Source organism: Mycolicibacterium sp. SMGY-1XX (assembly GCF_059132455.1).
The window spans coordinates 2,236,750-2,263,344 of sequence record NZ_CP101139.1 but is presented as its reverse complement, the minus strand read 5'-3'; the positions used below and the strand labels follow the sequence as shown (position 1 = coordinate 2,263,344).

General features: G+C 67.0%; 23 protein-coding genes and 2 pseudogenes. 13 read left to right on the top strand and 12 right to left on the bottom strand.

All coding sequences use genetic code 11. The features are described 5' to 3' along the window. Positions 1-22: 22 nt before the first annotated feature. The 3 genes from NL241_RS11085 to NL241_RS11075 are packed head-to-tail and all read left to right on the top strand — an operon-like array spanning position 23 to position 3,751. On the top strand, positions 23-610 hold the full coding sequence (locus NL241_RS11085) for a (2Fe-2S)-binding protein (protein WP_494398284.1): 588 nt from the start codon (positions 23-25) through the stop codon (positions 608-610). A gap of 4 nt (positions 611-614) precedes the next feature. After that, the gene (locus NL241_RS11080) at positions 615-1,592 is read left to right on the top strand and encodes an FAD binding domain-containing protein (protein ID WP_494397540.1); all 978 of its coding nucleotides are present in this window, start codon (positions 615-617) and stop codon (positions 1,590-1,592) included. Continuing rightward, a complete protein-coding gene (locus NL241_RS11075; protein ID WP_494397539.1) occupies positions 1,589-3,751 on the top strand; it encodes a xanthine dehydrogenase family protein molybdopterin-binding subunit in 2,163 nt (720 codons plus the stop codon). The genes NL241_RS11080 and NL241_RS11075 overlap by 4 nt, the downstream gene beginning before the upstream one ends. A gap of 78 nt (positions 3,752-3,829) precedes the next feature. On the opposite strand, the gene NL241_RS11070 is transcribed toward NL241_RS11075, so the two are convergent. Then, positions 3,830-4,660: an LLM class F420-dependent oxidoreductase gene (locus NL241_RS11070; RefSeq protein WP_487696755.1), complete on the bottom strand. Its 831-nt coding sequence runs from the start codon at positions 4,658-4,660 to the stop codon at positions 3,830-3,832. A gap of 95 nt (positions 4,661-4,755) precedes the next feature. On the opposite strand from NL241_RS11070, the gene NL241_RS11065 reads away from it, so the two are divergent. After that, positions 4,756-5,424: a VldE C-terminal domain-containing protein gene (locus tag NL241_RS11065; protein ID WP_494397538.1), complete on the top strand. Its 669-nt coding sequence runs from the start codon at positions 4,756-4,758 to the stop codon at positions 5,422-5,424. 172 nt (positions 5,425-5,596) lie between these two features. Then, positions 5,597-7,591 carry an alkaline phosphatase family protein gene (locus NL241_RS11060; protein WP_494397537.1) on the top strand — a complete coding sequence of 665 codons (1,995 nt, stop codon included), beginning with the start codon at positions 5,597-5,599 and terminating at the stop codon, positions 7,589-7,591. 2 nt (positions 7,592-7,593) lie between these two features. Here the strand turns inward: NL241_RS11060 and NL241_RS11055 are convergent, their stop codons facing one another. The 4 genes from NL241_RS11055 to NL241_RS11040 form a co-directional block, all read right to left on the bottom strand. Continuing rightward, a complete protein-coding gene (locus tag NL241_RS11055; RefSeq protein WP_494397536.1) occupies positions 7,594-8,208 on the bottom strand; it encodes an NAD(P)H-dependent oxidoreductase in 615 nt (204 codons plus the stop codon). Between the two features lie 26 nt (positions 8,209-8,234). Next, the gene (locus NL241_RS11050; protein WP_487696751.1) at positions 8,235-8,792 is read right to left on the bottom strand and encodes an Rv1733c family protein; all 558 of its coding nucleotides are present in this window, start codon (positions 8,790-8,792) and stop codon (positions 8,235-8,237) included. A gap of 261 nt (positions 8,793-9,053) precedes the next feature. Continuing rightward, positions 9,054-10,211 carry a hypothetical protein gene (locus NL241_RS11045; RefSeq protein ID WP_494397535.1) on the bottom strand — a complete coding sequence of 386 codons (1,158 nt, stop codon included), beginning with the start codon at positions 10,209-10,211 and terminating at the stop codon, positions 9,054-9,056. A 39-nt stretch (positions 10,212-10,250) separates the two neighbouring features. Then, positions 10,251-11,147 (bottom strand): mycobacterial-type methylenetetrahydrofolate reductase, encoded by an 897-nt coding sequence (locus NL241_RS11040; protein WP_487696749.1) that lies wholly within the window; start codon positions 11,145-11,147, stop codon positions 10,251-10,253. Between the two features lie 204 nt (positions 11,148-11,351). Between NL241_RS11040 and NL241_RS11035 the strand changes: the two genes are divergently transcribed. From NL241_RS11035 to NL241_RS11015, 5 genes and pseudogenes are all read left to right on the top strand, one after another. Further along, complete coding sequence (locus NL241_RS11035; RefSeq protein ID WP_487696748.1) at positions 11,352-12,413, top strand: iron ABC transporter substrate-binding protein; 1,062 nt, start codon at positions 11,352-11,354, stop codon at positions 12,411-12,413. Continuing rightward, positions 12,413-13,975 (top strand): ABC transporter permease, encoded by a 1,563-nt coding sequence (locus tag NL241_RS11030; RefSeq protein WP_494398283.1) that lies wholly within the window; start codon positions 12,413-12,415, stop codon positions 13,973-13,975. Before NL241_RS11035 ends, NL241_RS11030 begins: the two co-directional genes overlap by 1 nt. Positions 13,976-14,075: 100 nt before the next feature. Then, positions 14,076-14,408, top strand: a pseudogene (locus NL241_RS11025) (ATP-binding cassette domain-containing protein); the annotation flags it as partial. Between the two features lie 81 nt (positions 14,409-14,489). Further along, positions 14,490-15,002: a TOBE domain-containing protein gene (locus NL241_RS11020; protein WP_494398282.1), complete on the top strand. Its 513-nt coding sequence runs from the start codon at positions 14,490-14,492 to the stop codon at positions 15,000-15,002. 44 nt (positions 15,003-15,046) lie between these two features. Beyond that, the gene (locus NL241_RS11015; RefSeq protein WP_487696747.1) at positions 15,047-15,532 is read left to right on the top strand and encodes a MarR family winged helix-turn-helix transcriptional regulator; all 486 of its coding nucleotides are present in this window, start codon (positions 15,047-15,049) and stop codon (positions 15,530-15,532) included. Positions 15,533-15,547: 15 nt separating this feature from the next. On the opposite strand, the gene efeO is transcribed toward NL241_RS11015, so the two are convergent. The 3 genes from efeO to NL241_RS11000 form a co-directional block, all read right to left on the bottom strand. Then, complete coding sequence (gene efeO / locus NL241_RS11010) at positions 15,548-16,711, bottom strand: iron uptake system protein EfeO (RefSeq protein WP_494397534.1); 1,164 nt, start codon at positions 16,709-16,711, stop codon at positions 15,548-15,550. 110 nt (positions 16,712-16,821) lie between these two features. After that, a complete protein-coding gene (locus tag NL241_RS11005; protein ID WP_494397533.1) occupies positions 16,822-18,165 on the bottom strand; it encodes a HAMP domain-containing sensor histidine kinase in 1,344 nt (447 codons plus the stop codon). A gap of 40 nt (positions 18,166-18,205) precedes the next feature. After that, positions 18,206-18,652, bottom strand: coding sequence for a helix-turn-helix domain-containing protein (locus NL241_RS11000; protein ID WP_487697384.1), 447 nt, complete (start codon positions 18,650-18,652; stop codon positions 18,206-18,208). Positions 18,653-18,766: 114 nt separating this feature from the next. Here NL241_RS11000 and NL241_RS10995 point away from each other — a divergent pair, with 114 nt between their 5' ends. Then, positions 18,767-20,137, top strand: a complete 1,371-nt coding sequence (locus NL241_RS10995) for a sensor histidine kinase (RefSeq protein ID WP_494397532.1) — start codon at positions 18,767-18,769, stop codon at positions 20,135-20,137. Here NL241_RS10995 and NL241_RS10990 read toward each other — a convergent pair. Continuing rightward, complete coding sequence (locus tag NL241_RS10990) at positions 20,129-20,797, bottom strand: response regulator transcription factor (RefSeq protein ID WP_494397531.1); 669 nt, start codon at positions 20,795-20,797, stop codon at positions 20,129-20,131. The genes NL241_RS10995 and NL241_RS10990 overlap by 9 nt on opposite strands. Before the next feature lie 76 nt (positions 20,798-20,873). Here NL241_RS10990 and NL241_RS10985 point away from each other — a divergent pair, with 76 nt between their 5' ends. After that, positions 20,874-22,394 carry a fused MFS/spermidine synthase gene (locus NL241_RS10985; protein WP_487697388.1) on the top strand — a complete coding sequence of 507 codons (1,521 nt, stop codon included), beginning with the start codon at positions 20,874-20,876 and terminating at the stop codon, positions 22,392-22,394. 31 nt (positions 22,395-22,425) lie between these two features. On the opposite strand, the gene NL241_RS10980 is transcribed toward NL241_RS10985, so the two are convergent. Both NL241_RS10980 and NL241_RS10975 read right to left on the bottom strand, forming a co-directional pair. Continuing rightward, positions 22,426-24,765, bottom strand: coding sequence for an arylsulfatase (locus tag NL241_RS10980; RefSeq protein WP_494397530.1), 2,340 nt, complete (start codon positions 24,763-24,765; stop codon positions 22,426-22,428). A 161-nt stretch (positions 24,766-24,926) separates the two neighbouring features. Then, a pseudogene (locus NL241_RS10975) lies at positions 24,927-25,516 on the bottom strand (DsbA family protein). A gap of 39 nt (positions 25,517-25,555) precedes the next feature. Here NL241_RS10975 and NL241_RS10970 point away from each other — a divergent pair. Continuing rightward, the gene (locus NL241_RS10970; RefSeq protein WP_494397529.1) at positions 25,556-25,732 is read left to right on the top strand and encodes a hypothetical protein; all 177 of its coding nucleotides are present in this window, start codon (positions 25,556-25,558) and stop codon (positions 25,730-25,732) included. Here NL241_RS10970 and NL241_RS10965 read toward each other — a convergent pair. Next, a complete protein-coding gene (locus tag NL241_RS10965; RefSeq protein ID WP_494397528.1) occupies positions 25,729-26,508 on the bottom strand; it encodes an IclR family transcriptional regulator in 780 nt (259 codons plus the stop codon). The genes NL241_RS10970 and NL241_RS10965 overlap by 4 nt on opposite strands. Positions 26,509-26,595: the final 87 nt, after the last annotated feature.

Sequence of the window (26,595 nt, the reverse complement as noted above, 5' to 3'; positions counted from 1 at the left end):
AACCCGGCCGCCCGGCTTCCAGATGAGCCGACGCACCTTCGTCGGCACGTCGGCTGCCATCGGCGGCACCGTGGCAGTGACCGGCCTGCTGGCCGGCTGCGGCGCCGACGACGACAGTGCCGGACCGGCTGCGGCGTCGAACTCGACGCAGGTGCAGCTGATCATCAACGGAGAGACCCACGAGGTCGACGTCGACACGCGCACCTCGTTGCTGGATATGCTGCGCGAACGAGTCGGTTCGACCGGTACGAAAAAGGGCTGCGACCAGGGCGCCTGCGGCGCGTGCACGGTGCTCGTCGACGGGCAGCGGGTACTGAGCTGCCTGACCCTGGCTGTGATGACCAGCGGCACCGAGGTCACCACCATCGAGGGGCTGGAACGTAACGGCCGGCTGCATCCGTTGCAGCAGGCGTTCATCGACGACGAGGGCTTCCAGTGCGGTTTCTGCACAGCCGGCCAGATCCTGTCCGGCATCGGCTGCATCCGTGAGGGCCGCGCCGGCTCACCCGAACAGGTCCGGGAAGCCATGAGCGGCAACATCTGTCGGTGCGGCGCCTACACCAACATCGCCACCGCCATCGCCCGGACCGCCCGAGACGGCGAGGTGTGAGCCGGTGTTCCCCTTCGAATTCAGCACCGCCGCAGACGAATCCGCAGCCATCCGAGCAGGATCCGACGGAGCCCGCTACATCGCCGGGGGCACCACGCTGGTCGACCTGATGCGTCAGACGGTGGAACGCCCAGACCGCATCATCGACATCAACGGGCTGCCTTACCGCGACATCGAGCTGGACTCGGCGCGCCTGCGCATCGGATCCCTGGTCCGGATGGCCCAACTCGCCGACCACCCGGGAGTTCGCGACCAGTTTCCCGTCATCAGCCAAGCTCTCGAGTTGAGCGCCTCGGCGCAGCTGCGCAACATGGCCTCCATCGGCGGCAACCTCATGCAGCGGCCGCGCTGCCTGTACTTCCGCGACGTCGGCGCCGCCTGCAACCGGCGCGACCCCGGGGCGGGGTGCGCGGCGATCGAGGGTCGCAACCGCACGCTGGCCATCTTCGGCACCAGCGATCATTGCGTGGCCACCCATCCGTCCGATCTCGCTGTGGCCCTGGTGGCACTGGACGCAGCCGTCGTCGTCAAAGACTCCGACGGCGAACAGTCGATCCCGGTGGCCGAGTTCTTCCGGCAACCCGGTGACACCCCCGACGTCGAGCACAACCTGTCGCCCGGTCAGATCATCACCGCGGTGGAGGTCCCGGTGCGCCCGGATACCCGCCGCTCGGGCTACCTCAAGATCCGTGACCGAGCCTCCTACGAATTCGCCCTGTGCTCAGCCGCGGTCGCACTCGATCTGGTCGGCGGAACGGTGCGCGCCGCCCGGGTGGCCGTGGGCGGCGTGGGCACCGTGCCCTGGCGGCTGCCTGCCGTCGAAGAGCGACTCATCGGACGCCCAGCCGTGCCCACCCTCTGGCGGGAAGCCGCTGCAGCCGCCGGCGACGGCGCACAACCGTTGTCGGAGAACGGATTCAAAGTGGAACTGGTCAAACGCACCGTCCAACGCCAGCTGACCACCGTGGCGGGGCTGCCATGACGGGCCCGGTTCCCGCGGCCGCCCCACTGAGCGGACAGCCGATCACCCGGGTGGATGGCCGGCTCAAGGTCACCGGCCAGGCGCGCTATGCCGCTGACAACCCGGTGCCCGATCACCTGCACGCCATCCTGGTGACCTCGACCATCTCTCGAGGCGACATCGACGGCCTCGACACCGATGCAGCGACAGCTCACCCCGACGTGGTGCGAGTGCTCACCGATTTCACCGGTGTCACTCTGCCCTGGGGTGCCGGTGTGTGGTTCTTCGGACAGCCGGTGGCGATCGTGGTCGCCAACACGCTGGAAGCCGCAACCCACGGAGCGCAACAGGTTTCGGTACGCTACCGGCAGGCCAGCGAGCACACCGACTTCGATGAACCGGGCGCGCCACCCGCGGCGGGCTCGAGCCCCGACTATTCCCGCGGTGACACTGCCGCCGCGCTGGCCGCCTCGTCAGCGGTCGTCGAGAGCACGTATTCCATTGCGCGGAATTACCACAACCCCATGGAGATTCCGGCCACCATCGCGGCGTGGGACGGCGACCGACTCACCGTCTGGGACAAAGTGCAAGGCGTGCACTACTCGCGTGACGCGTACGCCGACGCGCTGGGCATCCCCGCCGACAACATCCGTGTCGTCTCCCCGTTCGTCGGCGGCGCATTCGGCAGCGCCGGCGAGACCTGGCCGCACCAGCTGCTGGCCGCACACGCGGCCCGTCAGGTGGGCCGTCCGGTGAAGCTCACCCTCACCCGCCCACAGATGTACGCAGCCATCGGATACCGACCGGCCAGCCGCCAGCGCGTGGCCATCGGAGCCGGCGCCGACGGCCGGATCACCGCCATCGAGCACGACAGCGAAGTGGAGGTGTCCCGGTACGGCAGCTATCAGGAGGCGCCGACCCAGGGCACGCAGTTCCTGTGGAGCTCGCCGGCCATCCGCACCTCCGGCCGGGTGGTCGCGCTCGACACCAGCGAGCCGACATATATGCGCGGTCCCGGTGCGGTGACCGGCGCGTTCGCCCTGGAATGCGCTCTCGACGAATTGGCCGAACGCCTCGGTATGGACCCGATCGAACTGCGGCTGCGCAACGAGCCGAGCCGCGACGAGAGCAAGGATGTGCCGTTCTCGACCCGCCGGGTCACCGACTGCTTCCGCGAAGGCGCCCAGGCGTTCGGCTGGTCGCGACGCAATGCGACGCCGCGTGCAGTTCGCGAAGGCAACCAGCTGATCGGGATGGGCACCGCCGCGGCGCTCTACCATGTAGTGCGCAACGAATCCTCGGCGTCGGCCCGGATCAATGCCGACGGCACCGTCGACGTGTTCGCCGCCACCAGCGACATCGGACCGGGAACCTACACATCGATGACCCAGGTGGCCGCCGATGCGCTCGGATTGCCGCTGCACCGGGTCCGCTTCTCACTCGGAGACACCCAGTTTCCGCGAGCCGCCGTGCAATACGGATCGCAGACCATGCTCAGCGTCGGCTCGAGCATCGCCCTGACCGCTGACATGCTGCGGGACCGGGCGATCCGCACCGCGGTGCTGGACCCCGGTTCACCGCTGACCGGCGCACGTCCCGAGGACGTTGTGGTGACCGACGGCCGTATGCACCTTCGCAGTGCGCCCGGGCGGGGTGAGACCTATCAGGATCTCCTGCGCCGCAGAGGTTTACAAAGTCTGGACTCCGCACAGACCTATACCCCCGACGACGCGTCGAGTCGCTACTCGATGCATTCCTACGGGGCGGTGTTCGCCGAGGTCGGCGTCGACGACTTGCTGGGCACCGTGCGCATCCGGCGCATCTACGCCGTGTACGACGCCGGCCGGATCATCAATCCGCGTCTGGCGCACAGCCAGGCTCTCAGTGGCATGACCCAGGGCATCGGAATGGCACTGCTGGAGGCAGCCGAAACCGATCACCGCGACGGTCGTATCGTCAACGCCAACCTCTCCGATTACCTGGTTCCGGTCAACGCCGACGTTCCCGCACTGGATGCCCACTTCCTGGACGCGCGTGACGATATCGCCGCACCGATCGGGGTGAAGGGACTCGGCGAGGTCGTCATGGTCGGGGTTCCCGGTGCCATCGCCAACGCGGTCTACAACGCCACCGGTAGGCGTATCCGCGACCTGCCGATCACCCTCGAGAAACTGCTCTGAACCGCCCGCACCACGCACTTTGACACTTCGGGCATCTGGCGCGGTCACACCGCCTGAAGTCCCGAGTCCGATCGAGGGTCAGCCCCGATACTTGTCCACCAGTGCGGCGTACTCGTCGAGCAACCGCAGTGACTCATCTGTGGGCCGCGACGGCAACAGCAGCGCCACCTGATCGAAGCCCAGTTCGTCTGAGGCGCGCCAATACTCGGGGTCTGCCGGGGTGCCGAACTGCGCGAGCGGCACGTCGTGGCCGGCGCCGTCACGCATCTGATCGATGCGCTTGGACAGCGACTCCACCGGCAGCGGATTCGAGATCCAACCTGCCCCATGGCGAATGACGCGCCTGACCGTGGCATCGGAGTCGCCGCCGATGTAGATGGGCGGGTGCGGCTTCTGCACCGGCTTGGGCCGGCTGTAGGAGGCGTCGAAATCGACATACTTGCCGTGGTATTCGGCCGGTTCCTCGGTCCACAGCGCCTTGATCGCTTCGATACGCTCGTCCAGGAGGGCGCCGCGGGTCTTGGGGTCGGTGCCGTGATGCCGCATCTCCTCGAGATTCCAGCCAGCCCCCACACCGAACACGAACCGGCCACCCGAGATCAGATCAATGCTCGCGGCCTCTTTGGCGGTGTGGATCGGATCGCGCTGGATCAGGAGTGCCACCCCGGTGAACAGTTCGATGTTCTCGGTCACCGCGGCGGCCGCAGCGAGTAGAACAAACGGGTCGAGTGTCTTGTAGTACACCGACGGCAGCTCGCCGCCGGCCGGATAGGCGGACTCGCGGCTGGCCGGGATGTGCGAATGTTCAGCCACCACCAGCGAGTGGAAGCCTCGCTCCTCCACGGCGCGGCCCAGTGTCACCGGGTCGATGCTGTCGTCGTTCACGAACGTCGAGATACCGAACTTCATCCGAGTCTCCTCACAGTGGCCTTCTCGAAGCAGAATGCCCGTCGCCCGCCGCACTATTCCCCCCGGATCGCCTGCCGGCTCGCTGCCGTGGCGCTATGGTGCTGCTCGTGGGCAAAGGAGTGCTGACCAGCTCGCGGGGCCGCTGGCTGGCGATCGGTGCGTCCTTGACGGTGTCCGCCGCCATGTTCTACGCCCAGAGTGCACCGCCACCGCGCCCTGTCGAGCCCGCGACGGCTTTGCCTGCCGGTCAGGCCCTCGATGCCACCGAGCCCAGCGCGGCGCTGGCTGCCGATGCCGCGCCGTTGATGGCGAGCGTGCCCGTCGGCGCCCAGGACGTCCCGTTCGCATTGCCGGCCGGCGTCGCACCCGAGGGTGGCCTGCAGGTCCGGACCATCTGGGTGGCCCGCGCCATCAGTGTGCTGTTCCCCGAGGTGACCACCATCGGCGGGTATCGGCAGGATCCGCTGCGGTGGCACCCGGAGGGGCTGGCCATCGATGTGATGATCCCGAACCACAACAGCGAGGAAGGGATTCAGCTCGGCAACCAGATCGCCGGACTTGCACTGGCCAACGCCGATCGGTGGGGTGTCCTTCACGTGATCTGGCGGCAGGGCTTCTACCCCGGCGTGGGCGCGCCGAGTTGGACCGCCGACTACGGCAACGAAACCGCGAACCATTTCGACCACATTCACATCGCCACCACCGGTGGCGGCTACCCGAGCGGGAAAGAGACCTATTACATCGGCTCCATGCGCCGGAACTGAGTCGTTGCGCCCCGCCCCCCACTGGCGACCCACACCGACATGAATTATTGACGCGCAGTCCAGAAACCGATCCGCGGCCGCCGCACGGCTTGTAACCTCTGCACCACCTGGACTCCTGCCGTCGCGCGCGAGGGCACCAGCCATGCCCGAACATCCGAGGGGAGATCGTGTCGTGACGACGGTGAAGCAGTTGTGCCTTGGTGTTGCGGTAGCGGGTGTGGTCGCCGGCGCGGGCTCGGTGTTGGCCACCGGCGTTGCCTGTGCCGAGCCCACCGATTCACCGAGCGCATCGGACTCCGGTGCCACGTCCTCCTCTGAGGCCTCGAAGACTTCTGATAGCTCAGAAGCCCCGTCGCGCAAGGTTTCTCGGCGCGACGGGCAGCGGTCGAGTTATTCGGCCGACCGGCAGCCGAGCACCGCTTCCGCAGGCGCCGACGCCAGTACCGAGCCCAGCGACTCCCCCACCCGAAATACCGGCCGCACGGCGGGATCAGCGTCAGGCACAAAGACCGACGCGGACTCCGACACTGAGGCGGCCCCCACCCAGGCTGCCGGCACCCGCAGTTTCGGAGTCCGCAGGCCCGAGAGCACCCCCGCCACAAGCGAAGCTCCCGCCGAGGTCACCCAGGCTGTTGTCGCACAGGCGAGTACGTCGCCGGCGCCCGAAGCCGACGTCGCTCAGACAGCCGTCGCCCAAACAGTGGTGACGCCTGCGCCGCAGCGGCAGATCCTGTCCTCCTACCTGCCGGCGCGTACCCCGAAGGTTCCGCTCCTTCCGCTGCCGTTGCTGCCCGCGCCGGCGGCCGCCACCACCGTCAGCGCCGCCACGGCCTCGACCACTCGCAACCGCGCCATCACCACCGCCGACGTCACCGCTCAGGTGGTGGACCCCACCAAACAGCGGGTCCTGGTGATCGGCGTGGACGGCACCAATCTCAGCCGCATCCTCGACGACCCGGCCAACACCAATTTCTTCGAGCTGATGGACACCGGCACCACGTCGGCATCCACCATCGTCGGCCACACCACCATCTCCAACCCGTCGTGGACCGCCATCCTGACCGGCGTGTGGGACACCAAGAGCGGAGTGATCAACAACGTCTTCACCCCGTCGACCTACTACTCCTGGCCGACGGTCTTCAACCAGCTCGAGGAGTACAACCGGGATATCGAGACCAAGGCGATCGCGGACTGGAAGGTGATCGCCGATATCGCCAATGGCGGCACGACACCGGCCGACGTGGTGATCTACATCCCGCAGGGCGAGAACGACCCCGTCTATGCGGAAGCCGATGCCGCGGTCACCAACGAGACCGTGAAATCCATCCTGGGCACCGAGCTGGGTTATCAGGACGTGCCCAACTTCCTGTTCACCTACATGACCGGGGTCGACGAAGCCGGCCACCTCTACGGCGGCGCGTCACCGGAGTACGCGGCGGCGATTCAGCGCGCCGACACCAACGTCGGGCTCATCCTGGACGCGGTGGCGCAGCGGGAGGCCGCCACCTGCGCGGCCGGCCCCAGCACCTGCGAAGACTGGACCATCATCATGGTCACCGACCACGGCCACCAGCCGCAGCAGGGCTTCGGTCACGGCTTCCAATCCCCGGACGAGACATCGACATTCGTGATCGTCGACGGACCCGGTTACGGGGACGGGCAGATGAACCTGCAGTATTCGATCGTCGACGTCACGCCCACCGTGGTGAGCATGTTCGGTCTCAACCCGAGAAGCGACGCCGACGGCGTGCCCCTGGCCGATCTCGGCACCAGCACCGTCGATCCCGAAGATCTGCATCAGGCCCTGCAGGACGCGATCGACATGTACGGCTGGCCGGACATCCAGACCAACGTGGCGTTGAGTCTGCGCACCATCTTCGCCACCATCCCCTACTACGTGGACACCTTCACCACCGACATCACCGACCAGCTGCGGGCCGTGGCCGACCAGGGGATCTTCCTGGTGAGTGACATCGCGGCGTTGGCGGTGTTCCCGGTGCAGTTCATCGGCGACGCGATGTACGCGGTGACGAACGCCATCGCTCAGGTGGTGGCTCGACTGACCGGTGCCGGGGTCATCCCGCCGAGCACCTCGACCACGGTGCAGCGCGACGGGCAGCCGTATCCGTGGGCGCTGGGCGCCAGCGACCCGTGGGTGCTCGCCTAGCCTCAGGGCCAGCTGTCAGCCAGCGCGGTGAGCTCGGCCCGGACCTCGTCGACCGGACGGTGGAAGTCGCCGGGTGCGGCGGGCGGTTCAGTGTGCACGACGACGCCATGGACGTCCATGCTCATGAAGCCGCCGAGGATGGCGTAGAACGGCGCAAGAACCGGATCCGTGCGGGTGTCCGCGCCGGTCGGGGTGGCGCGCGCGGACACCGCCACCACAGGCTTGGAGCGCAACGGCGCGATTCCTTCGGCGGCTGGCGAATTGACGCCGATGACATGCACATAGTCCAGCCACGCCTTCAGCGTCGACGGCATCGAGAAGTTGTACATGGGCGTACCGATCACCACCGCGGCCGCGCCGGCCAGTTCTTCGAGCAACACCGACTGGAGTGCGGCGGCCTCGGCGGTGGGCGGCACCGCGTCCTGCGGCCGCAGTGCTTCGGCGAAGTGCAGGGCGTTGGTGGGCAGGTGCGGCAACCGCTCGGCGTGCAGGTCCCGGTGGCGGATCTCGCGGCCCGGGCCCGCAGCAGCCCAGCGCTGGGCGAACTCCCCCGTGAGCCGGCGGGACACCGAGGAGGCGAGATTGGCGGACGAGTCCAGCTGCAATATGTAAGCCACGAGATGGCGAGTCTAGTCAGCCGGGCTCAGGTGTGGCGGTTCGCCCAGCCGTCGTCGTTGTGCGCGAGCAGAAGCAGTTCGCGTTCCCAGGCGCGGGCGCGCGAGCGGTCCAGCCCTTGCCGGACCACCAACGCGGCGAACACACTGAGCACCACGGCACTGATCCAGATGGTCCACGCCACCCCCAGTGCGCTCACCTTCGCATCGACCGGGGTCAGGGGGGCACCGACCACCTTCCCGCTGTCGTCGAGCCAGATGGTCAGCGGCGCCCCCGCCTTCACGGTCTCGGGGCTGATGACCTGAGCGTTGTGGGTCACCGCTCCCTCGCGCCACTCCACCTGGACGTAGGCAGGGCTGTCGAAGTCCGCCGGCATGCCCATGCTGCCTTCGACGACGACGGCCTCCACGGAGTGGCGGGTCTGGGTCTGCTCTGCGGCCGTGTGCATCCGCGACTCGTAGGTCTTGCTCCCGAGATGTACCGAGACAGGTACCGCAATGAGTGCCAGCACCAGAACTCCCAGAACGGCAAAGGCCTCGAGCCGGTCGCTGAGGCGAACCAGCGGGTTGCGTCCCAGTGCGCGCAAATACCAGCGACACTTCCGAGCAAACGATGTGACGCCCGTCAACATGTCACCACCTGCAGTACTGCGAATCTCGAGAACACCCCTAGCATGCTGACACCGGCGCGACGCAGATGCCAGTTGTGGCCCGTCAGCGCGACAGATATCACAGTTTGTGGCACGCCGTGCCGGAGGTCTGTGGCGCAGCGTCCTGGTGTCGACGCGGCCGGGACCACAGTCCTGGGCAAAGCCGAAAATCACTGCGGGGGCGGGACGTTCTGATGTTCAGTCGTCTCTGTCGCCGGCCTCGTCGAGCACCTCGGCGCGGTACAGGTCGGCAGCGTCATCGATGGCGGCCAGGGCGTCGGAGGTCAGCTCGGGCCGAATCCCGCTCTCGGCGTGGGCGAATGGCACGAATGCACGCAGCAGCGCCGGCAGGTCCAGCTGCGTCGCCACCGGGATCTCGTCGTCGAACACCACCGCGGTGCTCAGCAGCTCCCGGACACGCACCTCGCTCCAGCGCAGCGGGTCCCCGGTGCCGTCGTCGATGGACAGCCGAAGCAGCTCTCGGTGATCTCGACCATTCATCGACGCCGCGAGCGGTGAGGCAAAGAACCGGTCCAGCAGGTCCTCGTCGACCGGAATCTTCTCCGGCACAGTGAAAGCCGAGCCTTCGCCGGGCATCAGCCGGACCAGCCACCGCACCAGCGCCCGGCTGCTGGGCCAGGTGTCGGACTGGTGCACCAGCAGCAGCGACGGCGGCCGCTGCAGCGCATACTGCAGACGGACGCGACACTCCGCCGGCTCCATCTCGTGGAAGCTGGTGTCGGGATCGGTGTTGCTCGACGTGGCGACACCGAGCACGGTGCTGATGGACTCCGGCACGAAGAACGCGTCCTTGACCGACGACATCATCAAATGGTCGACGTGAACTGCGCAAGTGATCTCCTGCCCGTCGGCGAGCCGCACACCGACAAGCAGTTCATCAGCGTCACCGAATACGTCGGTCATCCGGACCGTTCGGACGACGGTGGTGTCGGCCAGTTCGGTGAGCCAGCGTGGCAGGCTGTCGTGGCGCGCGGCGACCTCCCGCCGGCACCGGGCGCGCAAGAGGTCATCGTCGACCAACTCACGCAGGACGGCCAGCAACGCGGTGGTTTCGGGAACGGGTGTTCCGATGAAGGCGGCCAAGAGTTCGTCCAACCGGGGAGGCGCCACCTCGTCCGGTGAGGTCAACAACGGGGTGTTCGCCGGCGCCGAGGCCTCGATCACCATGCTGCCCATGAACAGCAGATCCAGCGGATGCCCGGCAAGGGCTTCGCGGATCTCGTCGATCAGCGGTGCTTCGTCCTGCGTTGTCCGCTGCGAGTGCCGGCGCGCCTTGTTCTGCCGGGCGTCACGTCGCGCCTGCTTGGCTTTGTTCCGATTGCGACTGTCTGCCATGGCCGGACCCTACCCGCGGGCGGGGCGCTCGCTCTTGGGTCAGCTTGCCTGATCCGGTGACCAGTAGGCCAGCATCTCGGCGAAGGTGTCGAAGGCGGCTCTCGAGACGCCGTAGGTGGCCTCGAAGTGAATGCTCAACGGGTAACCGAGCTCAGCGACTCCGTCGATCACCCGCTTGTAGAGTTCGACCAGCAGCCCGCGCCGCTTGTCGGGATCGCTGCCTGCCAGGGTCGCGACGAACTCCTGCTCCCGCGCCACGGCGTCGTTACCGGGATCCTGGATCAACCAGTTGATGAGACCCACGTTGGCCTCCATCTTCGGCACGAAACCGAATGACAGCAGGATCTCCGGCCGTAGATCCGTGGTGGCGGCATGTTCGGTCAGGAAGTCGACGATGGCATCCGAGTAGAGCAGTTGCGTCATCCCGAAGTTGGCGCCCTTGTCGCACTTGAAGGAGAAGCGCCCCTGCTCGCCCTCGCGGGTGGGTATCAGGATCGCCCCGCGATTGCCCACGATGTCGCCGTAGAGGGACAGCGCGTCGGCCGGCGCGACACCCCCGCCTTCGCCGTCTTTGAGTGTGCGCGGGACACCGACGAAGATCATGCCCTCGAACCCGGCGGCGCCCAGCGTGGTGAGGCGCTGCCGCAGCGACTCCTGGTCCATGAACGCCGTCACCTGCGTACACAGCCCGCGAACACCGGGCAGTTCGGGCGCGATGATCGACCAGAAGTCGAGCACGTCGAGCTTGGGTTTCATGTCGATGGGCCGGTCGTCGTCCTCGTCGATCATGCCGGGGATCATGACGTGGCCGATCCGCCCCTCGATCCCGGATTCCGCCGCCAGGCGCAGCACCTTGTGCGCCTCGTCGCGTGCGAACCCGGTTCCGCGCTCGACATTCGGCGGCACCAGCTCCAGCGCGATGGTGTTCAACGGCACGATGCATCTCCAGATCTGACGACAACTCCCCCGGCGCCTTCGGGTCCAACCCAGACACGGTACCGAGAGTCCGCGCCCGGATGGGGCATCGAACAGCTCTCAGCGATTTCACAGCGACGTTTGTCCACAGTGAGTGCGGTGCCCCCAGGTTATTTACGGCAACCGCACAGTAACTCCACAGCAACTAGGTATTCGAGGTAGGCGATGGCCAGGTCGACACTCAGATTCGCCGCCGGACTCAGCGCGTGTGCGGCGATGCTCGCACTCACGTCCTGCAGCTCCGGCTCCGACTCCGCACCGGAGACGTCCACACCGGCGAGCGCGGATGCCGCCGCCCAGAAAGTCGTCATCTACTCCGGCCGCAGCGAGGAGCTCGTCGCTCCGCTGCTCGAACAATTCACCTCGGACACGGGTGTGGAGGTCGAGGTCCGCTACGCGGGTTCGGGTGAGCTGGCCGCCCAGCTCATCACCGAGGGTGAGAACTCCCCCGCCGATGTGTTCTTGTCCCAGGACGCCGGAGCGCTGGGCGCGGTGTCGAAAGCCGGTCTGTTCGCTCCGATCGCCGCCGAGACACTGGCGGCGGTCCCCGCCGAGTATTCGGCTGCCGACGGCACCTGGGTCGGTGTTTCGGGCCGGGCGCGCGCCATCGTCTACAACCAGGAAATGGTGCCCAGCCCTCCGGACACCGTCGACGCGCTGCTGGATCCGCAGTGGCGCGGTCAGATCGCGTATGCGCCGGGCAACGCGTCGTGGCAGTCGTTCGTGACCGGACTGCGTGTCCTGCGCGGTAACGAAGCCGCCGAAGAGTGGCTGCGCGCGTTCAAGGCGAACGATCCCCAGCCGTATGAAAGCAACGGCCAGATCCGGGATGCGGTGGATTCCGGTCAAATCGGCATGGGCTTGATCAACCACTACTACATGTACGAGCTCATGGAGAGCAAAGGCGCCGAGAACGTCGCGGCGCGACTGCAGTTCATGGCCCCGGGAGATCCGGGTGGTCTGGTGAACGTGGCCGGGGTGGGCGTGCTCAAGACCGCGCCGGATCCGGAAGCGGCCCAGGAGTTCGCGGCCTACCTCGTCGGCGAGTCCGCGCAGCAGTACTTCGCCACGGAGACCGCCGAATTCCCGCTGATCGACGGAGTGGCCGTGGTGGGCGAGGTGCCCCCACTGGCTGATCTGCAGCCGCCCGCTGTCGATCTGTCCCAGCTCGATGACATCGAGACCACCCAGCAGATGCTGGTGGACGCCGGGTTGCTCACCAATTGATCACCGTCGGGGCGGTCCGGGCCGGTGTTCGTCGCCGGCCGGGCCGCCCACCGGTGTTCCTGCTGCTCGCGGCGGGGGCGGTGGTCGCGACCACCCTGTTGCCGCTGATCTACCTGGGGCAGCGCGCTTTCGAACGCGGCGGCGCATATGTGGTCGACGAACTCGGCCGTCCGTACACCGTGGCGCTGGTGGGGAGGTCACTGCTGCTGGTGGGGGTGGTGACCTCGGCGTGCGTGGTACTCGGTGTCGGGTTCGCGGTGTTGCTGTCACGTACCGATCTGGGCGGACGCCGGTGGTGGACCGTCGCGTTGACACTGCCGTTGGCGATGCCCAGCTACCTGCTCGCCTTCCTGTGGGTGTCGGTGTTCCCGTCGGTGAGCGGATTCTGGGGCGCCGCACTGGTTCTCACGCTCGTCAGCTATCCGTTCGTGCTGTTGACCACCATGGCCGCGCTGGCCCGGGTGGATCCCGCGCACGAAGAGGTGGCCCGGTCGCTCGGGCTGGGCAGCGTCGCGGTGCTGTTCCGGGTCACCCTGCGCCAGGCCCGCGCCGCCATCGCGGCGGGGGCGCTGCTGGTGGCGCTCTATGTGCTCAGTGATTTCGGGGCGGTGGCCGCGATGCGTTATGAGGTGTTCACCTGGGTGATCTACGGTGCCTACCGGTCGGGATTCAACCCGTCCCGGGCGGCCGTCCTGTCCCTGATCCTGCTGTTTTTCGCCGTGCTGTTGGTGGTCGCTGAACGCTGGGCCCGCGGGCTGGCCGCGTCGCGCCTGGGGCCCGGTTCCCCACGGCCCGCACCGCGCGCCCGGCTGGGCCGGTGGCGGCACCTGGCTGCCGCGCCGGGCCTGACGGTCATCACCCTCGCCATGGGCATCCCCTCGATCGCGTTGGCGGAGTGGCTGATTGCCGGTGGCTTGCGGTGGGACACCGAACGCTGGTGGAGCGCGCTGACCGCCACGGTCTGGCTGTCGCTGGTGGCGGCCGTGGTGTGCACCCTGGCCGCGTTGCCTCTCGGTCTGTTGGCGGCTCGGTACCGCACCGCGGCCACCCGGCTGTTGGAAAGCGCCGGCTACCTGGCGCACGGTCTGCCGTCGATCGTGGTGGCGATCTCGATGGTGTCGGTGGGCGTGCTGCTGTTGCTGCCGATCTACCAACGCGAGCCTCTGCTCATCCTGGGTTATCTGGTGCTGTTCGTGCCGCTGGCCGTCGGGTCGGTGCGTGCTGCCATCGAGTCGTGCCCACCCCGACTCGATGAGGTGGCACAATCGCTCGGCCACTCCCCCGTGCGGGTGTTCCTTGCGGTCACCGCGCGGGCAGCTGCTCCCGGAATCGCCTCTGCTGCAGCACTTGTCCTTCTCACGTGCATGAAAGAGCTACCCGTGACGCTGTTGTTGCGCCCGACCGGGGTCGACACCCTTGCCACGCGGTTGTGGGGATACAGCTCGGTCAGCGACTACGCCGCCGCGGCGCCGTACGCCGCGGCGCTGCTGGTCTTCGCTGCGATTCCGACGGCACTGCTCGGTGTGTGGACGTCCGGAACGGTGAGGACTCTTGATGCCTGACCGCGCGGAAGTCGAAATCGCCGGTATCACCAAGTCTTTCGGCCGGCGCCGGGTTCTCACGGGCGTGGATCTCGAGGTTGCGGCCGGAACCGTCACCGCGGTCCTCGGGCCGTCAGGGTGTGGAAAATCGACACTGCTACGCATCCTGGCCGGTTTCGAGAACCCGGACGGCGGCACCGTCCGGGTCGCCGGGGCTGCCCTGGCCGACGGTTCGATGTCGGTGCCCGCGCATCGTCGGCGGGTCGGGCTCATGCCGCAGGAAGGCGCGTTGTTTCCGCACCACACGGTGGCCGGGAACATCGCCTTCGGGCTGAACCGGACGTCGAGGTCGGAGCGGGCCGCGGTGGTGGCGAAGTGGCTGGCGGTGGTGGGTCTGGACGGTCTGGCCGACGCCCACCCACATCAGTTGTCCGGTGGCCAGCAGCAGCGTGTTGCACTGGCTCGCGCGCTGGCCGCCCGTCCGCGCGTACTGCTGCTCGACGAACCGTTCGCCTCGCTGGATGCCGGGCTCCGGGTGCGGGTCCGGGAAGACATCACCGCCATCCTCCGCGAGGCCGGGACCACCGCGATTCTGGTGACCCACGACCAGGCCGAGGCGCTGTCGCTGGCCGATCAGGTGGCCGTCCTGCTGGCCGGGTCGATCGCCCAATGTGGCGAACCGCATGAACTCTACCGGCGGCCCGTCTCGCTGGAGGTTGCCCGATTCGTCGGCGGCACAGTCGAACTCGCCGGACAACACCACCGCGGGGTGGTCAGCACCGCCCTGGGCAGCCACCCCGTCAGCAACGAGGTGGGCGAAGGTTGCGTCACTGTTGTCATCCGCCCCGAGCAAGTCCGCATCGCCGAGTCCGGCGCCGTCACCGCCGTGGTGACCGGACACCGCTTCTACGGTCCAGACGTCGCCGTGCGGGTCGCCCTGGCGGACGGGACCTCGCTCGAGGTGCGCCAACCCGGCGACGTCGGCCACGTCGGCCAAGAAATCGGTATCCGGGTAGACGGCGGTGTGCTCGCGTTCTCCGTGCCCTGACGGTTCTCAGCGTGCCTTCAGCGTTGCTCTGGCACGGTGCACACATGACGGTCCCGCACCAGCCCGCGGAAGCCCGACCATCTGACGCAACGCCCATCGACGTTCACGAGTTGGCCGAAGATCTGCACTCCCGCCTGTTCGGCGTCATCTCGTCACTGCGCCGCCGGGAACACCTGGAGATCAACGGCCAGACGTTGACTCCGGCCCAGCGCTCACTGCTCTACGTCCTGCGCGACGGTGTCCGGGTACCCGTCACGGATCTGGCCGCACACGAGGGTCTGTCCCAGAAAGCGTTTGCCGGACACATGCGGGTACTGGAAGACCTGGGCCTGGTTCGCCGCTTCCGGGATCTCTCGGATCGCCGCAAGATGTGGGTGCAGATCACCACCAAAGGCGTGGAGAGTCAACGCGCTGCTGCCGCGGACCTGGTGGAGATGACCGCGCTCGACCTGTCGCCGGCGGAGGTCGCCGCGCTCAACGACGCGCTGGTGCTGCTGGAGTCGCTGGCACAGCGCGCCGTCCTCGCCTGAATCGTCTCGCCTGAATCATTGTGGGGCGATGACACCTTGGACCTGGCTCACTTCTTTGCTGAGGGCGTCGATGGCGCGGGAGAGTTCTTGGCGCTGGGGTTCGGTGACGGTGTCGTAGGAGACAAAGCCGTCACCTTGGCGGTATTGCAGCAGCAGGGCTTCGGTGTCCTGGAAACGCTGATCGACCCGGGTGCCCAGGTCGGGATTGCGCTCGTCGAGGATCGGGCGCACCGAGGCCACCGCGGTCTGGGAGCCCTGCAGGTTGGCGTTGAAATCCCACAGGTCGGTGTGGGAGAAGATGTCTTCTTCCCCGGAGATCTTGCTGATCGCGATCTCATCCAACAGGCCCTGCGCGCCGCCGGCGATCTGGGTGGAATCGATGCTGTAGTCCGGGGCTTTGACGCCCTGGGCCAGTTCATTGACATCGGCGACCAACTGATCGGCCAACGCGGCGGCATCGGGTTGCAGCCCGGTGACCCACAGCTGCTTTTCCAGCGCATGGAAGCCGGTCCAGCGCTGGCCGTCTTCGAGGTCGGCCTCACGCAGATCGATACGCGGATCGAGGTCGTTGGGGAAGGATTCGGCCACCGGTTCAATGCGCTCGTAGTACACCCGCGACGTCGGATACTGCGCCTTGGCGGCCTCGACGTCGCCGGCTTTGACGGCCGCGGCGAAGGCGTCGACCGCCGGCACCAACGCCTCGGTCTGCGAGATCACATAGCGTTTGTAGTTGTCGGAGGCTTCCTTGAACTTGCCTTCGGTGTCGACCTGCACTTCCTGACCGGTCACGGTGAAGTCACCGCGGATGCCGTCGCCGATCATGCCGGGCTTGCAGGCGGTCTGGTAGGTGCCGGGCTGGGTCAACTGCACGATCAGGGTGCGCTGCAATCCGGGGGAGACGTTTTCCACCTCACCCATCACCCGGTCACCTTCGCCGTAGACGTAGAACTCGGTGACCTTGGTGCCGTTGTTGGTGATGACGAAGGTGTTGGCGCCGGTGGCCCCTTCGGTGCCCGACAGGGTGCACTCGGTGTCGGTGGCCTCCACGCTGACCTGCTCGGCCCCGGCCGCCCCGGTGTCCTGCGCGGCCGAGGACGCCGACTCCTTGGCCGTGCAACTGGTCAACGACACACCCGCCAACACCGCCGCGGCCACAGCGACAAAGGGAAAACCGTTCACGTAGACGACCTCTCAGTCTGCAGAGCTACCCCATTAGGTAAGGCGAACCTTAGCCCGAAGAACGGCCGTACCCTAGGCGCTCCCCGCTGTGAAATCGCTGAGAGCCGCGGTCAGCTTTCGTGTCCACCCGGGATCCGGATCGTGACGACGGTTCCGCCGTGTGCTCGGTCGGTGATGTCCACCGTGCCGTGATGGCCGGCCACGATCTCGGCCACGATCGCCAACCCCAGACCCGTGCCACCGCTGAGACCTCCGCGGGGCTCGGCATGGTCGGTGTCCAGGCGGACGAACCGGTCGAAGACCCGCACCCGGTCCGCCACCGCCACACCCGGCCCGTCATCACCGACCCGCAACACCGCAACCCCCTCGACCACCGCCACCGACAACTCGATCACCGACGCCGCATGACGCACCGCGTTGTCACACACATTGCGTACCGCGCGCCCCAACGCCTCGGCATCACCGACCACCGACACCGCCGCCACCTGCACATCCACCCGCAACGACGACGACACCACCGCCACCCGCGCCGCCTCCGCACCCAACACCTCATCCAGACGCACACGCTCACGCCGCAACGCCAACCCACGCTCATCAGCACGGGCCAACAACAACAAATCCTCGATCAACAACTTCATCCGATGCGCCTCGGGCAACAGGGTGGTCGACGCGAGCTCACCACTCAACAGGTGTGGTTGTCTCCCAACGCTTTCGAGCGCTGCCAAGATGGTGGCGACCGGGCCCTGCAGAGCGTATGACGCATCCCCCACGAACCGGCGTTGCCGGGCCTGGCCGGACTCGATCCGGTCCAGCATGGCGTTCATCGTGACGGCCAGCGCCTGGATGTCGTCGCGGCCCAACGGCACCGGGACCCGCGCGTCGAGATCTGCCGCCGAGATACTGGTGAGGCGGGAGCGCATGGCTTCGACCGCGCGCAGCGATCGGCGCACCATCAGATAGTTGACCCCGGCGGCCACCGGTACCACCAGCAGCGTGGCGCCGGCGAGCACTGCTGCGACCAGCCGCACCGAATGGCCCACGGCAGCAGCATCGGTGGCCACCACCACGGTGTAGACGCCCTCGGTTCGTTCGTTGACCCGGACGCCGGCCGTGGGCGTCATGGGTGTGGCCGGGGCATCTCGCGAACCGCGCACCACCTGGCCGCGGGAATCGACGATCTGCACCGCCCGCACCCGCAGATCGGTGGCCAGAAGTCCGGCGTCGATCTCCGAAGGCGCTTCAACCTGCAACGCAGCGGCGATGTCGGCGCTTCGTGCGCGCGCCGCCTCATCCAGCCCGGCCGTCAGGAGGCGGTGAAACAGTAGGACGAAGCCCACCGACGCGAGGACCCAGGCCACCAGAACCACCGCTGCCGCAGTGGTGGCCGCGCGCCCGGAGAAACCCCACGTCCGCGACACCCCGGACACCGCCGTGTCTTCCGCTGCCGCCGCCACGCCTCCATACTGGCGCACGAGTGGTGCGGGGGGCGCGTCGCTAATCGATCCGGCGGGTTCGCGGCCGGTGCGTGTCCGTCACGCGCGCCTCGGTTCCGGATGCTGGTGCCACCTCGCCCGGTTTCACCAGTCGCAGCTGTGGTGCGCGGGTGTGTTGACGTCGCAGGAGCTGCGCGAATCGAAGGATGCGTTCGTGGTCTTCGGTCCGCAGTTCTCCGAGAACCCGGTTCAGCGCCGAGGTGGTACCGGTGGACGGATCCTCCATACCGAGGAGGTAATTGACCGGGCAGGCGTAAAGTGTTGCCAGCCGGCGCAATTCGAGGCATTCGACGCTCCTGGCGCCGGTCTCGATCTGCACCACCTCGTCCGGGCCCATACCGATGTACTCCGCCACGTCGGCGTGGGACAGCCCGAGGTGCTGACGTACCTCACGAAGCCGTTGGGCGACCGCCAGTCGACCCACGTCGCCGTCGCCGATCAGCTCCACGGCGCAGATGGTATTTCGCCGCCACTGAGAGGGCGCTGAGAAACCCTTCTCAGCGCCCTCTTAGCCGCATCGCGCGACACTGCCACTATGGACGGCGTGGCGACACGGGCATCAATGTTGCCCAGGTTCCGGCGTCCTGGGCACTGGGGTATCCCTGCGCGCTCTGCGGTGGTGTCGGCGGCCGTGGTTCTCCTGTCACTTTTCCTGGCGGGGCTCGGCGTGACGACCAGCGTGCTCTTCACGTCGTTCCTGGCCATCGACGGCAGTTCGGCAGCCAGGGTCGGTGACATCGCGGCGACGCTGCGCGAGGAAGGCCTGCCCGGGCTCGACGGTGCGCTGCTGGCCACCAACGATCATGTGTCAGCCGTACAGGTGGTCGACGCCGCGGGCCAGGTGGTGGCCCGTTCCGCCGGCGCCCCCGCCACACCACTGGTGTCGCCCTCGGAGTTCGGCTCGGAGGCGCCCCGAACCCTGCGCGACGACTACACCCCCGACGACAACATGCGGTTGAGCGGGCAGACCATCGAGACCAACAGTGGCCGTTTCACCGTCATGGTCGGCGGCGACAGCAATGCCGTGGAATCCACCGTCATCTCCGTGGCGATTCTGCTCGGGGTTGCGGCGCTGTTGGTCACCGCGGTAGCGGCCATGGTCAGTTTCCGCCTGGTGCAGCGCTCCCTGAAGACAGTGGACGCCATTCGCGCGCAGGTGTCCGAGATCTCCGCATCCAGGCTCGATGAGCGGGTGCCGGTACCCCCGCGGCGCGATGAGATCTCCGCGCTCGCGGAAACCATGAACGCGATGCTGGCCCGCATCGAGCTGGCCGACAAGGCGCAGCGCCAGTTCGTCGGTGACGCCTCCCACGAACTGAGAAGCCCACTGGCGACCATCATCTCGGCGCTCGAAGTCGCCGAAGCGCACCCACAACTGCTCGACCACCAGCTGGCCACCGACATCCTGTTGCCCGAGGCGCATCGGATGAAGCTGTTGATCGAGGATTTGTTGTTGTTGGCCCGTGCTGATGAGCGTGGGTTGGCGTTGCGGCGTGAGTCTGTGCGTCTGGATGAGGTGTTGGGTGCGGAGGCGGCGCGGGTGGCGGTGGTGTCGTCGTCGTTGCGGGTGGATGTGCAGGTGGCGGCGGTGTCGGTGGTCGGTGATGCCGAGGCGTTGGGGCGTGCGGTGCGCAATGTGTGTGACAACGCGGTGCGTCATGCGGCGTCGGTGATCGAGTTGTCGGTGGCGGCGGTCGAGGGGGTTGCGGTGTTGCGGGTCGGTGATGACGGGCCGGGTGTGGCGGTGGCGGACCGGGTGCGGGTCTTCGACCGGTTCGTCCGCCTGGACACCGACCGCTCCCGCCGTGGTGGTGGCACGGGTCTGGGGTTGGCGATCGTGGCCGAGATCGTAGCCGGCCATCACGGCACGGTGGACATCACCGACCGAGCACACGGCGGAACCGTCGTGACGATGAGATTGCCGTTAAGGTAACAACCGGTATCCGACGCCCCGGATAGTCTCGATTGTGTTGGTGCCGAAGGGAATATCGATCTTGCGTCGCAGGTAACCGACGTACACCTCGACGACGTTGGCCGGTCCCTTGTAGTGCGTGTCCCAGACGTTGACCAGGATGTCGCTCTTGGTCACCACCACGTCCTTGTTGCGCATGAGATACTCCAGCACTCCGAATTCCCTGGGCGTCAATGCTATTGACTTGCCATCACGGCAGACCACCCGCCGCGCCGGATCCAACGACAGCGATCCGGCCGTCAAGATGACCGGCCGTTCCGGAGCGCCCCGCCGCATCAACGCACGCAGGCGAGCCACCAGGATCTTGAACGAAAACGGTTTGATCAGATAGTCGTCGGCGCCGAGATCAAAAGCGTCGGTCTGGTCGTATTCGCCGTCTTTGGCGGTCAGCATGATGACCGGCGTCCACAGCTGGGCTGACCGCATACGCCGCAGCACCTCGTAGCCGCTGAGCTCCGGAATCATGATGTCGAGTATCACGACGTCGTAGGCGTTCTCCATGACTTCGTGCAGCCCCTCGACGCCCGTCGGCGCCGTCACCACCACAAAACCCTCAGCACGCAGGCCCATAGCCAGCGCGCTGGCCAACCGCTCCTCGTCCTCGACGAGTAACACCCGCATGATCGCCCCTCCCTCCGAACAACAGATTAAGCGCCGGAGGGGCTGCCCTCGGCCGACATGGGTCAGGATGGAGCGTGTGACCGTACCGTCCCCGTCACCTGATGAGCCGTCGTCGACCGGCCTGGGGTCCCGTGCCGCGGCGGCGCTGGTGTTCGGATCGTCGGCCGCGGTGCTGGTGGTCGAGATCACCGCGTTGCGATTGCTGGCTCCCTACCTGGGTCTGACGCTGGAGACCAGCACGCTGGTGATCGGGATCGCGCTCGCGGCCATCGCACTCGGCTCCTGGGCAGGTGGCCGCGTCGCCGACCGCATCGATCCGCGCCGGCTTCTCGGGCCCTCGCTCGCCGTATCGGGGGCTGTCGTGGCCCTGACCCCGGCGGCGCTGCGTGCGGTCGCGGAGTGGGCGCCACCCACGCTCCTGGTGATCGCGTCTGTGACCATTCTGGTGCCGGGCGCACTGCTGTCCGCGGTGACGCCGATGGTGACCAAGTTGCGCCTGCTGCGTCTCGCCGAGACCGGGACCGTCGTCGGGCAGTTGTCGGGTGTGGGCACCGTCGGCGCCATCGCCGGCACCGTCGTCACCGGCTTCGTCCTGATCTCGCACCTACCGGTCAGTGCCATCCTGGTGGGCCTGGGCGCTTTGTTGATGGTCGGCGGCGCCGTGATCGCGTGGCGCATGCGCCGGTGGAGCAACGCCGCGGCGGCAGGGCTGGCGCTGGCGCTCGTGGCCGGCGGTGTCACAAGCTATTTCGCGCCGGGCGGCTGCGATGCGGAAACGCAGTACCATTGCGCCCGGGTGCTCGCCGACCCCGATCGCGACACCGGTCGCACGCTGGTACTGGACGGTGTACGGCACTCCTATGTCGACGTCGACGATCCACTCTTCCTGCAGTTCGCCTACGTGCGCGCCCTTGCCTCGGTGATCGACGCCGCGTTCCCGGCCGGCACTGCATTGACGGCCTATCACCTCGGCGGTGGCGGACTGACCTTCCCGCGCTACCTCGCCGCGACGCGGCCGGGCACCGACAGTCTGGTCTCCGAGATCGACGCCGGTGTGGTGCGTATCGACCGCGACGAGCTGGCACTGGAATCAGGTGCCGGCATCGACGTCCGCGTGGAAGACGGCAGGCTCGGCCTGCGCCGCCTCGACGCCGGCAGCCGGGATCTGATCGTCGGTGATGCGTTCGGGGGCGTGAGTGTCCCATGGCATCTGACCACTGTCGAAGCGATGACCGACATTCAGCGGGTGCTCACCGACGACGGCGTCTACGCCGCCAACCTGATCGATCACGGCGACCTGGCGTTCGCGCGAGCCGAGGTGGTGACCCTGGGCCGGGTGTTCGATCACGTCGTGGTCTGCACCCGGCCCGGAAATGACGGCGGCAATCTTGTTGTCGCCGCTTCCGACCGACCGCTCGATCCATCGGCCATCCAACTCGCCCTGCACGCCAACAACACCGGGTGGGAAACCATCAGCGGCGCCGACCTCACCGCGTGGACCGGTGACGCCGAAGTGCTCACCGACGACTATGCACCCGTCGACCAGCTACTCGAGCCCTATCGCCGCCCCACCGGTCAATCCTGGGCCCCGCCGTAGTCCAACAGCGCGCTGTCGCACGGGCACCCATTCAGGTGTAGGCGACGTGAACCCGGTCGATGCGGCCCTCGAACGGGAACGGTGCCCGATGGTGGTAGTCACGGGACACCGGCGAGCCCAGACACGTGCCGATGTCGAGGCAGTCGTTCGCGGTGAACAACAGCGGCGCGCTCACCGGAACTCGACCGGACGCGACGGTGGCTTCGCCGATGGTCACGGTGACATCGAGTGGACCCGCCGGACGCTGCTCGGCGTATCGAGTGGCCACTGTTATCGTCGTCCGGCCCGGCTCGATCTTGGCGGCGGAGCGAATGATGGTGCGCGACAGAATGAACAGGTTGTACTCGTAGCACAAGTGGCCGCCGTCGAAATAGCAGGTCAACCCGCCCGCAGCTCCCCCAAGTGCATACAGCACACCATTGGCGTCAGCGGGTATGTCGGCCTCGATGGTGACGACGTTGTTCTTGTTGCCCAGCGCGGGCGCGCAGAACTCCGGCATCCGCACCATGTCTCCGGCGAAGGTCCACTCCGAATACGGCGGGGCGATACGCAGTTCGGGGTGATACACCGGCACCCACAAACCTCCACCGACCGGCAGCACGGCGTTGCGCGCGGCTTCGATGGCGAACATCTCCCGCATCTGGACGAGCTTCTCGGGATGCGCACCGGCCAGGTCATGAGCCTGCGACCAGTCGTTGTCGAGGTCATACAGCTCCCACGTGTCGTGATCGGGTGTCCACGTCGCGATTCCCTCGGGCTGACCTGGAACCCAGGGCAACCTCGGTCCGCGTGCACAGGCCAGCCAGCCGTCGTGGTAGATGCCGCGGCTGCCCATGATCTCGAAGTACTGGGTCACCTTTCCGCCCGGTGCGGTGCGGTCCACCAGGGTACGCGCGAAACTGCTTCCGGCCAGCGGGATCTGAGGTTCTCCGTACACAGTCCGAGGGGCTTCGATACCGACGATTTCGTAGATCGTGGGTACCACGTCGTTGCAGTGCAGGAACACATCCCTGGGTGTGGTGTCGGCAGCCACTTTCGCCGGCCAGCGCACCGCCATCGGATTGCGGGTGCCACCCAGATGCGATGCCAGCAGTTTCATTCCCTTGTACGGCGTTGATCCTGCCCATGCCCAACCCGCGTGGTACTGGTTGTCCACCAGCGGCGAACCCAGGACGTCGAGCCCACCGAGCTCGTCGAGGGCATCGATGTGCTGCCGGACCGTGGTGGGAATCCCGTTCTGCGCCAACAGTTCGGCGATCGTCCCGTTCTGGCCTTCGCCGGAGGAGCCATTGTCCCCCCAGATGTAGAAGAACAGCGTGTTGTCACCGTAGCCAAGGCTGTCCAGTTCATCGGCGATCCGGCCGACCTGAACGTCGACATGCTCGGCGTATCCGGCGGCCACCTCCATCAGCCGACGTTGGAACGGCTTCTCGTCCTCGGGGATGTCCTCCCACGCCGGCAGCGTTTCGTCACGGTCGGTCAGTTGGCAGTCCTGCGGGATCCACCCCTTGTCCTTGGCCCGCTCGAACACCCGCTGCCGGTAGGCATCCCAGCCGTCGTCGAATTTACCGGCGTACTTGTCTGCCCATTCCTTCATGATGTGGTGTGGGCCGTGCAGGCAGCCGCTGGCCCAGTACATGAAGAACGGTTTGTCGGCATTGAAGGCCCGATGCCTCCTCAGCCAGCCGATCGCATCGTCGGCCAAATCCTCGGAAAGGTGATAGCCCTGCTCGGGGGTGCGGGGCGGCCTCACCACGGTGGTGTTGCGCACCAGATGCGGTTCGTACTGGGAGGCCTCGCCGGCCAGGAATCCGTAGAAGTACTCGAAACCCAGCCCGGTGGGCCAATTCTCGAAGGGGCCGGCGGCCGTGGTCTCCTCCGCGGGCGTGTTGTGCCACTTACCGAACGCCGACGTCGCGTATCCGTACTGCTTGAGCACCTCGGCGACGGTGGCACTCGAGCGTGGAATCTTGCCCGCGTACCCGTCCCAGTCGTTGGCCAGCTCGGCGATTTGGCCGTTTCCGATCTCGTGATGGTTGCGCCCCGTCAGCAATGACGCACGGGTGGGCGAACACATCGCGGTCGTGTGGAACCGGTTGTACGACACCCCCTCGGCGACGATGCGATCCAGTGTCGCCGTGGTCACCTCGCCCCCGAAGGTCGTGGGCAACCCCGGACCGGCGTCGTCGATCAGGATGATGACGATGTTGGGCGCGTCCCGGTGCAGACGCCGCGGCACCGTTCGCGGTGTGTAGGTGGATTCCGCGAGTGTGCGGCCTGCGACGCTGGCGGACGGAATCGGAGGGAACGGCAACACCCCACCACCGGGTAAGACCGGCGCCACTACTTGACCACCCAGCCCGTCGGACATCGCCGCTCCTCATTCGTTTAACGGACACCTTGACTACCGAGAACCTAGTCTGCGACCCGTCGCGCCGTCTCGGCGATATCCAAACATGCAGGGCAAACCGCCGGCCGGCTACGTACCACCTGGAGCAGTACCACGTGAGCCCCCACACAACGCCGCGCCCCTCAGCCGGCCAGCGACTCGTCGAGCGCGTCCGTGAGGTCGTCGTAACTGCGTGGCTGCAGCCGAGCACCGTTCACGAAAAAGGTAGGGGTGCCCTGCACTCCGAGCGCTTGGCCGTCGGCGATATCGAGTTGAATACGCTGCAGTGTCGTGGGGTCCGCGTAGGCGGCGTCGTGGGCAGACATATCGAGCCCGAGTTCTGTTGCGAAATAACGAAATACGCCGTCCTCCGGGACTCGCTGCTCTCCCCATTCGGTTTGGGTGTCGTACATCTTCATGCACATTTCCTCGAGTTGGCCTTGCTGTGCCGCCGCTTCCACCGCACGCGCGGCCCGCTCGGCATTGAAATGACCCGGCATCGGGAAGTACCGGATCACGAAATTCGCCCGGTCGCCGTAATCGGCACGGAGTTGTTCGACCGCCGGGTACACCGCTTTGCACCCTTCGCACTCGAAGTCCAGGAATTCGACGAAAGTCACTTCGCCGCCCGGCACCGAGTTCAGTCGATGACTGTTCTCGCGCACCACTTCCCCGCCTGCGACGGCGTGGAGTTCTCGTCGCCGGGGCCCAGCTGCACAGCGATCGTGGCCACGGCGAGCACAGCGATGACCGCGGTGGTGATCAGCTCGGGATGCGGTTACCGACAAACGAACTCGCGGCCGACGAGCCGTCCGAGCTGGACCGCGCCCATGCCGCCGCCATACTCGAGGCCTTCGCTGAAGGCACCGGTGGGTACTACGCTGCCCTGTTGGGCGGCATCGGGCGCCGAGCGTTTCGTATGCCGATATCAGCACTCCACGACGGCTAGTCCGCTGCACCCTCCGACGCGTTGCTCACCAACTGCGCACCCGCGGAGACCAACAGCGGCACCGCGCGCTCAACCAGCTCATCGGTCATCCGGGTGACAGGGCCCGAGACCGACACGGCGATCCAGCTCAGTGCATCGAGGGCGACCGGCACCGCCACGCAGCGCACCCCGATCTCCTGCTCCTGATCGTCGAGGGCGTAACCCCGGCGCTTGATGCGCTCCATCTCGGCCAGCAGAGCCACCCGCGTGGTGATGGTGTGTTCGGTATGGCGCGTGAGTCCGCGGCGGTCGACGATCGCGTTGATGGTCGAGGTGTCGAGTTGAGCCAGCAGCGCCTTGCCCACCCCGGTGCAGTGCAGCTCGACCCGCCGGCCCACTTCGATGAACATGCGCATGCTGAACTTAGACGGCACCTGGGCGATGTACTCCGCCTGCTCGCTGGAGAGCACGGCGAGGTTGGCGGTCTCGCCGAGTTCTTCGACGAGTTCGGCCAACACCGGTAGCGCACCGGCGCCTACCGAGGCATTCGCGGCCGAGGCCAGGGGCACCAACCGAAACCCCAGCGCGTAACTGCGATTGGGAAGCTGGCGCATGTACCCCCGCTCCACGAGCGTGCGCACCAGCCTGTGCGCGGTCGGCACCGGCAGGTTGGCCCCGGCAGCGATCTCGGCAACCGTCTGGCTTCCACCCTTCGCAGCAACGCCTTCCAGGACGTCGAGCGCTCGATGCAGGGATTGCACCCCACCGGCGGGGGCGCTCACAGGACGCCTGACCATGTGGCCAACGTTGACACAACGCTACCTCCATGATTCTCTAAACGAGAGGATCATTCCACGATATGAAATGATTCTCCCGGCTCCGGC